A 10276-nucleotide genomic window follows, 5' to 3' on the forward strand; every position below is an offset into this window, starting at 1 on the left:
GACGTCAGCCGACGCCCGCGTTGAGGAAGATGCCGCCGTCGACGACGAGCGTCTGCCCGGTGATCCAGTCGGCCTGGTGCGAGGTGAGGAACGCGGCGGCGCCGCCGATGTCCTCGGGCACCCCGAGCCGGTCCAGCGGGTAGGCGGCCGCGGCCTCGGCCTCCCGGCCCTCGTACAGCGCCTGCGCGAACTTGGTCTTCACGACGGCCGGCGCGATGGAGTTGACCCGCACCTTGGGCGCGAACTCGTGCGCCAGCTGGAGCGTGAGGTTGACCATGGCGGCCTTGCTCATCCCGTACGCGCCGATGAAGGGCGAGGGCGCGACGCCGGCGACGGAGGCGATGTTGACGATCGCACCGCCGTTCTCGCTCTGCCACGCCTTCCACGTCTGCTGCGCGAAGCCGAGCGCGGAGACGACGTTGGTCTCGAAGACCTTGCGCGCCACGTTCAGGTCGAGCTCGGCCATCGGGCCGAACACCGGGTTCGTACCGGCGTTGTTGACGAGGAAGTCGACGCGGCCGAACGCCTCCATGGCGCGCTCGACGGTGGCGGCCTGGTGCGCCTCGTCGTGTGCCTTTCCGGCTACGTAGATGACGCGGTCGGAGCCGAGGGACTCCACGGCCTCCTTGAGCGCGTCCTCGCCGCGTCCGGTGATGCAGACGCGGTCGCCGCGGGCGACGAAGGCCTCGGCGATGCCGTAGCCGATGCCGCGGCTGGCGCCGCTGACGAGGGCGACGTTGCCGGACAGGGGCGGGAGTTCAGTAGTCGTCATGTCCGTTGCCTCCGGGCCTAGTTGAGCGGTCCGCCGGCTACGTACATGACCTGGCCGGAGACGAAGCCGGCCGCGTCGCCCGTGAAGAAGGCGATGGCGTTGGCGATGTCCTCGGGGCGGCCCACGCGGGCCACCGGGATCTGGGTGGCGGCGGCGGCCTGGAACTCCTCGAAGCCCATGCCGACGCGGTCCGCGGTGGCCTTGGTCATCTCGGTGACGATGAAGCCGGGGGCCACGGAGTTGGCGGTGACGCCGAACTTGCCGAGCTCCTTGGCGAGGGTCTTGGTGAAGCCCTGCAGACCGGCCTTGGCCGCGGCGTAGTTGACCTGGCCGCGGTTGCCGAGCGCCGACGACGAGGAGAGGTTCACGATGCGGCCGAACTTGGCGTCCACCATGTGCTTCTGGACGGCCTTGGACATCAGGAACGCACCGCGCAGGTGCACGTTCATGACGGTGTCCCAGTCGGAGGCGCTCATCTTGAACAGGAGGTTGTCGCGCAGGACGCCCGCGTTGTTCACGAGGATCGTGGGCGCGCCGAACTCCTCGGCGATGCGCGCGACGGCGGCCTCGACCTGTGCCTCGTCGGAGACGTCGCAGCCGACGGCGAGGGCCTTGCCACCGGCGGCGGTGATCTTCTCGACGGTGTCCTTGCAGGCGGCCTCGTCGAGGTCGATCACGGCTACGGCGCGGCCCTCTTCGGCCAGCCGGATAGCGGTGGCGGCGCCGATGCCGCGCGCCGCTCCCGTGACGATCGCTACGCGCTGCTCAGTGGTGGACATGCTCTCGGTCTCCTCGCCCTAGAGGGCGGTCGCGTCACCGGAACGGGTGAGCGACCGCTTAGTACCCTGTGCGGGTGACGCTAGAAGCCCTGGCACCCGGTGTCAACGTACCCACCGGGTGCCCCTGATCACTCAGCGGACGAGCAGGGCGAGCAACCGCTCCGCCTCGGCCGCCGGATCCGCTGTCAGACCGGTGTGCACCGGCCCCGGCTGCACCACGGTCGAGCGGGGCGCGATCAGCCACCGGTAGCGGCGTCCCGCGTCGTCGGCCGCGGCCTGACCTGCGCTGTCGCCACCACGGCAGTGCCGCTCGACGGCGCCGAGGAGCGCGCGCACGCCGACCACGTCGGCCTCGGGGTCGAGGGCAAGGAGTCGGGCCTCGTCGAGGTGCGTGAGCGCGGTGACGAAGGATCTGGCGCGGCAGTACACGATGACGCCCGCGTTGATCTGCTCCCCGCGCTCGACGCGCGGCACGACCCGCAGCAGGGCGTACTCGAAGACGTCGCGCTCGTTCACCGTGTCGCTCCCTGCGTCACCCAGCCGGTCGTTCGCGTGGCATCGGCCGCGCCGCTCTCGGGCAGCGCGACGCGTTCGTGGACGGTCGCGGCGCGCTCCGCCAGCATCTCCACGTACGCGCGCCGGACCGCGTCGGGTCCGTCGAACCCGGGCTCGTCGGTGAGCCAGACGTCGGGCACATCGGCGGCCGCTTGAGCCAGGACTTCCTCGGTGACCAGCGGCGCCAGCTCGGCTGCGGCCCCCGCGACGTCGGGCCCGAACGGGGCGAGCGCGTGGTCGGTGGCGTCGTACGGCCGGGCCGCCCAGGCGGGTGCGCCGCGCCAGTTGTGGTGCCAGATCATGGTGGCGCCGTGGTCGATGAGCCACAGGTCGCCGCCGTGGACCAGCATGTTGGGGTTGCGCCAGGACCGGTCGACGTTGTTGATCAGCGCGTCGAACCAGACGACCCGGCCGGCTTCCTCGGGCGCCACGGTGTACGCGAGCGGGTCGAAGCCGAGCGCGCGCGGCAGGAACCGCATCCCGAGGTTGGTGCCGCCGCTGGCCTTGAGCAGCTCCTGCACCTCCGGGTCGGGTTCGCCGAGCCCGATGACCGGGTCCAGGTCGAGGGCGACGAGCTCCGGCACCCGGAAGCCGAGCCGGCGCGCGAGCTGTCCGCAGATCACCTCGGCGACCAGTGTCTTGCGGCCCTGTCCGGCCCCCGTGAACTTCATGACGTAGGAGGTCAGATCGGAGGCCTCGACCAGGCCTGGAAGCGATCCGCCCTCCCTCAATGGGGTGACATATCGGGTCGCCGTGACTTCGGTGAGCATGCGCCCAGGTTATGAGATCGGCGAGACGTTGAACGCTCCGGGATCACGGCACGTACGGGAAAGCACCCCCACGGGATCCAGGTCCGCCCATCGAAAGGAACCGAGAGCATGACCGCTTCACAACCATCCGCGCCCCTCGGCCCGGCGCCCGCCCGGCGCACCGTCGTCGCGGCGGTCGGCGCCGTGGGGATCGCGGCGGCGCTGACCGCGTGCGGCGACTCGAAGGACGGCTCGTCCGAACCCGCGGGCAACGCCGCGTCGGCCGGAGGCGGCGGGAGCGAGGAGCTCGCCAGGACGTCCGACATCCCGGAGGGCGGCGGGAAGGTCTTCGCCGACGCGGGCATCGTGGTGACGCAGCCGAAGAAGGGCGAGTTCAAGGGGTTCGACAGCACCTGTACGCATCAGGGGTGCGCGGTGACCAAGGTGGAGGCCGGCACCATCGACTGCCCGTGCCACGGCAGCAAGTTCTCCATCGAGGACGGCAGCGTCAAGAACCCGCCGGCCACCCGGCCGCTGCCCGAGAAGAAGATCGCGGTCAGCGGCGACTCGATCAGCCTCGCCTAGGGCGTTTCCACGCGGCGAGCACGTCCGGCGTCGTCGTCACGGTGGCGACGAGGGCGAGCGTGTTGCGGATCATCGCGGGGGTGTAGTCGGAGGGCACCCCCGCGATCGCGTCCTTGGGCACGACGACGGTGTAGCCGAGGTTCACGGCGTCGAACACGGCGTTCGGTATCGCTACGTTGGCGGAGACCCCGGTGACGACGAGGGTGCGGCAGCCGAGGTTGCGCAGGAGCGGGTCGACGTCGGTGCCGGCGATCGGTGAGAGCCCGTGCAGGCGGCGGACGACGAGATCCTCGTCCGCGACCTCGATCGGCGGCGCGATCCGCACGGCCTTTGTTCCCGCGAGCTGCTGTACGGGGAGGCGCTCGGCGGCGCGGAAGAGGCGGCCGTTGCGGTTGGCGCCGCGGCCGTCGGGGCGGCGCTCGGCCACGGCGTGCAGTACCTGGACCCCGCTCTCGTGGGCGGCGGCGACGAGCCGCGCGACATGGACCAGCGCGCCCGACGACCGCGCCTCCGCGGCGAGTTCGGGCAGGGCGCTCTCGGTGCCGACGACGCCCTGCTGGCATTCGACGGTCAGCAGCACGGTGCTCGCCGGGTCGAGCAGTTCGGCCAGGTCCTCGCGCGTCGGCATGGCTCCCCCTGTCCCCTCGGCCTGTGCGTCGGCTTCCGCACCGGCCTCTGCACAGACGCTTTCAGGGTGCTGGAGACTAGCCACCATTGCGCGGGGAGGGAAGAGGCCGCATGCTGCCTTTCTGACGCGCCGTCAGCCGATGGACAGGGAGCACCCATGACCACCACCCAGCGCCGGGGTCGCAAGATCATGATGACCTCGCAGGAGCTGGACACGTTCCTCACCGAGCAGCGCACCTGCCGCGTGGCCACGGTGTCGGCGGACGGAACACCGCACGTCAGCCCGCTGTGGTTCCTCTGGGACGGGTCGTCCCTGTGGCTGTACTCCCTTGCGCGCAGCCGCCGTTGGGCCGATCTGCGGGCCGACGGTCGCGTGGCAGTGGTGGTCGACGCGGGCGAGGAGTACGGCGAGCTGCGCGGCGTCGAGCTGTCCGGGCGCATCGAGTTCGTCGGCGAGTCCCCGCGTACGGGCGAGCCGTGCCCCGAACTCGACGCGGTGGAGCGGCCGTTCATGGAGAAGAACTTCGGTCTGTCCGAGGTGTTCCACGACGGCCGGCACGCCTGGGCCCGACTGGCCCCGGACAAGATCGCGTCCTGGGACTTCCGCAAGCTGGCGGATCTGTAGGCGCGCAGAAGCCGCCGGGGAGGGGGCGCAGAGCCCCCGGGGTGGACGTATCAGTCCCTGTCCGCCGACTGGCCGAGGTCTGCGCCCACCTTCTGCAACGCTTCCACGGCCGCCCGGATCGAGGGCCGGCGGTCGGCGTCCGCGCGCCAGACGACGTACACATGGCGCCGTACCTGCTGTCGGACCGGCACGGTCACCACACCCCTCGGCATCGGGTCGCGGCCGAGCAGTGGGGCCACGCATACACCCAACCCGGCTGCGACGAGACCGAGTTGGGTGTGTGTCTCAGCGGCTCGATGGCCGACCTGCGGCTCGACGCCCTTGGCGCGCAGTGTGAACAGCAGCCACTCGTGACAGAACTCGCCGTCGCCCCAGGTGATCCATTCGTCGTCGGCGAAGTCCTCCAGGCGGACCTCGTCGCGGTCCGCGAGCGGATGCCCCTCGGGCATGGCGATGTCCGCCGGATCGTCGAGGATGCTCGCTTTGGCCAGTCCGTCGGGCAGCGGCATCGGCTTGTTGTGCCAGTCGAGTACGACGGCCATGTCGAGGTCGCCGCGGATCACCCCGGCGACTCCGGCCTCCGGCTCCAACTCCTGTGATCGCACGCGCAGTTGAGGGTGCTCGGCGCGTAGCGCGGCCAGCGCGGCGGGGAACAGTCCGCGTGCGGCGGTGGGGAACGCGGACAGGCGCAGCTCGCCGACGACCTGGCCACGCTGTGCCTCGAGGTCGGACTGGGCCAGCTCGACCTGCGACAGGATGCGCGCGGAGTGGTCGGCGAGCAGCCGCCCGGCGTCGGTGAGACGTACTCCGCGCCCGTGCTTGGCGAGCAGCTGCTGGCCGACCTCGCGCTCCAGCTTCGTCATCTGCTGCGACACGGCCGACGTCGTGACGTGCAGCGCGTCGGCGGCGCCGCTCACCGAGCCGTGCCGGGCCAGCGCGTCGAGCACACGCAGCCGCTCCAGGTTCAACATGTAAGCGATGCTAATGGATACCGCGCAAGAAGTCTCGCTTGTGCTAAGGAGATGGTGGCCGCGATCCTTACGTACATGAGCACCGTCACCCCGCCCACGAGCGCCACCACCCCGTCCTCGGACACCGCCACCACGTCGCCGGGCACCGCCACCCCGTCGCCGAGTGGTGTCACGCCGCCGACGAACACCGCTGCCCGTACCGCACAGGCCGACGCGTCCACTCCCCCGCCCCGCCGCGCCCTCGACTGGCGTGTCCGCTTCGGGGTGCTCTCCCTGATCTGGGGCTTCAGCTTCCTGCTCATCAAGGTGGGCACGGACGGGTACGCCCCGTTCCAGGTGACGCTCGGGCGCCTGGTGTTCGGCACGCTGGTGCTCGCCGCGGCGCTGGCGGTGAAGCGGGAGCGGCTGCCGCGCGGCGCCCGGACCTGGGGGCACCTGACGGTCGCGGCGTTCCTGCTGAACGCGCTCCCCTTCTCACTGTTCGCCTTCGCCGAGGAGACGATCCCCTCGACGCTGGCCGGCATCTGCAACGCGACATCGCCGCTGTGGGGCATGGCGCTGTCCCTGGTCGCGCTCTCGGAGGACCGCCCGACCCGGCGCCGGGTCGCGGGCCTGGGCATCGGCTTCCTGGGCGTGCTGACGGTCCTCGGCGTCTGGCAGGGCTTCCACGGCCTGGACGTGACGGGCACGGCGATGGCGCTGCTCGCCTCGTTCAGCTACCCGGTCGGCTGGATCTACCTCCGCCGCACGCTGGCGAACTCGGGCCACTCCCACCTGTCCATGACCGGCGCCCAGCTGCTGCTCGCCACGGTCCAACTGGCCGTCATCACCCCGCTGTTCACGTCCTGGCCGAGCCACTTCCCGGTGATTCCGCTCCTGTCGATCATCGCCCTGGGAGCCCTGGGCACCGGCCTGGCGGTCCTCATCCAGTACGGCCTGGTCGCCGAGGTCGGTCCGACGACCGCGCAGATGGTCACGTACTTCATCCCGGTCATCGCGACCGCGGCGGGCGTCGCCGTGCTCGGCGAGTCGCTGAGCTGGTCCACCCCGGTCGGCGCGGTGATCGTCCTGGCGGGCGCGGCCCTCACCCAGTCCCGGGCCCGCGCCCGGTCGTGACCCCCTCCCGAGGTCCTGGCCCGACCCGTCCGACGCGTCAGGCGTAATACCTGGCCGGGGCGGGTCCGGCCGCCGCCACCGCCGCGGCCACCACGTCCGCCACCGCCCCGATCTCCTCGGCGGCCAGCCGGGAGACGGTGATCCGCACACCAGGACCGGCGTCCGTCCGGAACCGGGCGCCCGGCGCGACCGCCCACCCCGCGTGCAGCAGCCGCGCCACCGCGCCGGTCTCGTCGGGGACCGGAACCCACACGTTCATGCCGCTGCGCCCGTGCGCCTCGACCCCCCGCTCGGCGAGGGCCGCGATCAGCGCGTCGCGCCGCTTCCCGTACGAGGCCGCGACCGCCCCCGCGTCCACGGCGCCGCTCGCCCACAGTCCGGCCACCGCCCGCTGCACGAGCCGGCTGACCCAGCCGGGGCCGAGCCGCTGTCGGCCGCGCACCCTATCGACGGTGACGGCGTCGCCGGTGAACACGGCGAGCCGCAGATCCGGCCCGTACGCCTTGGCGACGGAGCGGACGAACGCCCAGTGCTGGGTGGTCCCGGCCAGCGGGTGCGTCGGCAGGTCGACGATGCCGTGCCCGTGGTCGTCCTCGATGAGCAGCACGTCGCGATGGGCCGCGAGCACCGTACGCAGGGCCTTCGCCCGGGCTGCGCTCAGCGCGGCGCCGGTCGGGTTCTGCGCCCGGTCGGTCACGACGAGGGCCCGCGCCCCCTCGCGCAGCGCGCGCTCGACGTCGTCCGGCAGCGGCCCTTCGTCGTCCACGCCGACCGGTACGAGGCGCAGCCCGAGGGCGGGCACGAGGTCGAGCACGCTGCCCCACCCCGGGTCCTCGACCGCGACCGCGTCCCCGGCTCTGAGGTGCGCGGTCAGTACGCGCTCGATCACGTCCAGCGACCCGGACGCGACGGAGACCGGCCCGTCGGGCACCCCGTCGCGGTCGAGATCGGCCCGCGCCCGGCGTACCAGCTCGGGGTCCAGGGGGTCGTCCCCGTACATCACCGGTTCGCGGTCCGCCGCGGTTGCCGCGGCGGTGAAGGCCTCGACGAGCGAGGGCAGCAGCGCGGTGTCCGGGTTGCCGTCGGACACGTCCCGTACGCCCGGCGGCACGTCCACCCGGATGCGTTCCCGTGCAGTGATGGCCGGTTTCTGACGCACCCTGCTGCCCCGGCGTCCCGCCGTCTCGATCACCCCGCGCTCGCGCAGGGTGCGGTAGGCGGCCGCGACCGTATTGGGGTTCACCCCCAGGTGCAGCGCCAACTCCCGCATCGGCGGCAGCAGTTGACCCGGCTCCAGGTCGCCTTCGGTCACCGCGCGCTCGACGCTCGCGGAAATCTCCGCCGCACGCCGCCCCTTGATCCGATACTCTTCTAGCACAAACCACAGTTTGCACTAGTGCAATGGAGTCCGCAACATGAGTGTCGCCCCCGAGCCGTCAGCCACCGCCTACGCCCCCACGGCGCGCACGGTACCGACCCGCTCCAAGGAGCGCGCCGGCTACGACCGCGCCCTGGTGCACTCGATACTCGACGGGGCGTACGTCTGCCATCTCGGCTTCGTGCGCGACGGAGCCCCGGTCGTCCTGCCCACGCTCTACGGCCGCGTGGGCGAGCGCGTCTACGTGCACGGCTCCACGGGTTCGCGCCCGCTGCGGATGGCCGGACAGCAGGACCCGGGGCTGCCGGTGTGTCTGACGGTGACGCATGTCGACGCGCTGGTGCTGGCCCGCTCCGCCTTCCACCACTCCATCAACTACCGCTCCGTGGTGATCCACGGCATCGCACACCAGGTCACGGACTTGGACGAGAAGCGCCTCGCCCTGGACGCGCTCGTCGACCACGTGGTGCCGGGCCGGGCCGCCGACTCCCGCCCGGCCAACGCCAAGGAGCTCGCCGCGACGGCCGTGCTCAGCCTCGACCTCGCCGAGGTGTCGGCGAAGCTGCGCACCGGCGGCCCGAACGACGAGCCCGAGGACCTGGACCTCCCGCACTGGACGGGCCTCGTCCCCCTGCGGCAGAGCCACGGCCCGCTCGTCCCGGCGGACGACCTGGCCGACGGCATCGACGTCCCCGCCTACCTGCGGGACCTGTGAAGCCGATAACCACTCATCCGTAGTTCACCCGCTGGAGCGGTCGCTTCCGACGTACGACCCCCGGCCGCGGGCCTCCGCCACGGCGAGTCCGAGGACCGCGGCCAGCATCAGGGCCGTGCCCGCCACCGTGGCCGCCGTGAGCCGCTCCCCCAGCAGGGTCACGGCGATGCCGGCCGCGCACACGGGTTCGAGCAGCATGATCACGGACACCGTGGCGGAGCGCACGACGGCCGCGCCCGCGAAGTACAGGGCATAGGCGAGCGCCGTCGGCACGGACGCCGTGTACGCGAGCAGGCCCAGGACCGCCAGAGGGTGCGCCGTGTGCGGGACCAGCCCCTCCGCCGCGCCGAACGGGAGCAGCACGAGCGAGGCGACCGCGAAGGTGCCGAGGGTCGTGCCGAGTTGGTCGCCGGTCCGGCCGGTACGCCCGAACCACCGGGTGAGCAGCGTCATCACGGCGTACCCGGCCGCGGAGGCGAGCGCCCACAGCACGCCGAGCGGCCGCACGGTCGCGTCGCCGCCGCCCAGGACCAGTACCGTGAGCCCGCCGAGCGCGCCCGCGACGGCGATCACCCCGCCGCGGCCGAGCCGCTCCCCCATCGTCAGTCGCGCGCCGATCGCGATGAGCACGGGGCCCGCGCCGAGCGTGACGACCGTGGCCACGGCGAGCCCGGTCGCCCCCACGGCGGCGAAGTAGGCCGTCTGGAACACGGTCAGGCACAGGCCGAGCACGACGAGCCGGACGGCTTTGCGGCCGGCCGGTCCGACCGGGACGGCGGCAGGCCGGCGCCGCACCACCCGGGCGGCCACGAGCAGCACGAGCCCGCCGGCGCACCGCCAGAACGAGAGGGCGGCGGGACCGAGGTCGCTCTGGCGGAACACGACGGAGGCGGCAGCCCCCGCGGTGCCCCAGGCGACACCGGCGACGACGAGGTACAACAGGCCGCGCGCCACGGGAAGCCGCGGCGCGCAGGGGACGGAGGAGCGGGGCACGGCTGAGCCGGCCGAGACAGCGTTCGACACGTGGATCTCCACGGAAGAGGGCCCCACCGCAGCGGGAACCAGGGACACGGACCGTCCATCGCGGGCGGCCGTGCCCCACCCGGGACGTGCCCGAGCCGAAAGATCTACGTAAGCAAAAGATCTACGTAAGAGAGCGGCCGCCCGCGCCAAGGCCCGGCAGACGGATCCGTCCGGTCGCGGAGGGATCGACGCCCGCCCACGGGCGGTCCGGCGGATCAGGCAGCACCGACCGGACCGGCACCGATCGGTGACGGTCTCGAAGGCGGCGGCGGATCGCCGAACGTACCCGGGTCCGGCTCAAGGCCGGACAGGGCCTAGGCGCAATGCCGTGACTCTGTTGGTGATCTTGTCGGGGTGCTGACGGCGGTCGCTGGCGGTGGT

12 protein-coding genes are annotated in these 10276 nt (G+C 72.4%); 4 read left to right on the forward strand and 8 right to left on the reverse strand.

The window, feature by feature from the left end; all coding sequences use genetic code 11:
- Window positions 1-4: 4 nt before the first annotated feature.
- From ABD366_RS38320 to ABD366_RS38335, 4 genes are all read right to left on the reverse strand, one after another.
- Window positions 5-772 (reverse strand): SDR family oxidoreductase, encoded by a 768-nt coding sequence (locus tag ABD366_RS38320; protein WP_324766769.1) that lies wholly within the window; start codon window positions 770-772, stop codon window positions 5-7.
- 17 nt (window positions 773-789) lie between these two features.
- Window positions 790-1551: a 3-oxoacyl-ACP reductase FabG gene (gene fabG / locus ABD366_RS38325; protein WP_324766768.1), complete on the reverse strand. Its 762-nt coding sequence runs from the start codon at window positions 1549-1551 to the stop codon at window positions 790-792.
- 132 nt (window positions 1552-1683) lie between these two features.
- Window positions 1684-2067 carry a DUF3037 domain-containing protein gene (locus tag ABD366_RS38330; protein WP_324766767.1) on the reverse strand — a complete coding sequence of 128 codons (384 nt, stop codon included), beginning with the start codon at window positions 2065-2067 and terminating at the stop codon, window positions 1684-1686.
- Complete coding sequence (locus ABD366_RS38335; protein ID WP_324766766.1) at window positions 2064-2876, reverse strand: HipA family kinase; 813 nt, start codon at window positions 2874-2876, stop codon at window positions 2064-2066. The genes ABD366_RS38330 and ABD366_RS38335 overlap by 4 nt, the downstream gene beginning before the upstream one ends.
- A 108-nt stretch (window positions 2877-2984) precedes the next feature.
- Here ABD366_RS38335 and ABD366_RS38340 point away from each other — a divergent pair, with 108 nt between their 5' ends.
- Window positions 2985-3440, forward strand: a complete 456-nt coding sequence (locus tag ABD366_RS38340; protein WP_324766765.1) for a Rieske (2Fe-2S) protein — start codon at window positions 2985-2987, stop codon at window positions 3438-3440.
- On the opposite strand, the gene ABD366_RS38345 is transcribed toward ABD366_RS38340, so the two are convergent.
- Window positions 3427-4068, reverse strand: coding sequence for a cysteine hydrolase family protein (locus ABD366_RS38345; protein ID WP_324766764.1), 642 nt, complete (start codon window positions 4066-4068; stop codon window positions 3427-3429). The genes ABD366_RS38340 and ABD366_RS38345 overlap by 14 nt on opposite strands.
- A 156-nt stretch (window positions 4069-4224) precedes the next feature.
- On the opposite strand from ABD366_RS38345, the gene ABD366_RS38350 reads away from it, so the two are divergent.
- Window positions 4225-4692: a pyridoxamine 5'-phosphate oxidase family protein gene (locus ABD366_RS38350; RefSeq protein WP_324766763.1), complete on the forward strand. Its 468-nt coding sequence runs from the start codon at window positions 4225-4227 to the stop codon at window positions 4690-4692.
- A 50-nt stretch (window positions 4693-4742) separates the two neighbouring features.
- Here ABD366_RS38350 and ABD366_RS38355 read toward each other — a convergent pair whose 3' ends face one another.
- Window positions 4743-5663: a LysR family transcriptional regulator gene (locus ABD366_RS38355; protein WP_324766762.1), complete on the reverse strand. Its 921-nt coding sequence runs from the start codon at window positions 5661-5663 to the stop codon at window positions 4743-4745.
- Between the two features lie 75 nt (window positions 5664-5738).
- On the opposite strand from ABD366_RS38355, the gene ABD366_RS38360 reads away from it, so the two are divergent.
- Complete coding sequence (locus tag ABD366_RS38360) at window positions 5739-6779, forward strand: EamA family transporter (protein WP_324766761.1); 1041 nt, start codon at window positions 5739-5741, stop codon at window positions 6777-6779.
- A 37-nt stretch (window positions 6780-6816) separates the two neighbouring features.
- Here ABD366_RS38360 and ABD366_RS38365 read toward each other — a convergent pair whose 3' ends face one another.
- On the reverse strand, window positions 6817-8157 hold the full coding sequence (locus ABD366_RS38365; RefSeq protein ID WP_324766760.1) for an aminotransferase class I/II-fold pyridoxal phosphate-dependent enzyme: 1341 nt from the start codon (window positions 8155-8157) through the stop codon (window positions 6817-6819).
- A 37-nt stretch (window positions 8158-8194) separates the two neighbouring features.
- Between ABD366_RS38365 and ABD366_RS38370 the strand changes: the two genes are divergently transcribed.
- The gene (locus ABD366_RS38370) at window positions 8195-8872 is read left to right on the forward strand and encodes a pyridoxamine 5'-phosphate oxidase family protein (protein WP_324766759.1); all 678 of its coding nucleotides are present in this window, start codon (window positions 8195-8197) and stop codon (window positions 8870-8872) included.
- A 24-nt stretch (window positions 8873-8896) separates the two neighbouring features.
- On the opposite strand, the gene ABD366_RS38375 is transcribed toward ABD366_RS38370, so the two are convergent.
- Window positions 8897-9865: a DMT family transporter gene (locus tag ABD366_RS38375; protein ID WP_324766786.1), complete on the reverse strand. Its 969-nt coding sequence runs from the start codon at window positions 9863-9865 to the stop codon at window positions 8897-8899.
- Between the last annotated feature and the right edge of the window lie 411 nt (window positions 9866-10276).

The sequence above is a fragment of the Streptomyces kunmingensis genome (genome assembly GCF_039533535.1).
GTDB lineage: Bacteria > Actinomycetota > Actinomycetes > Streptomycetales > Streptomycetaceae > Streptomyces > Streptomyces kunmingensis.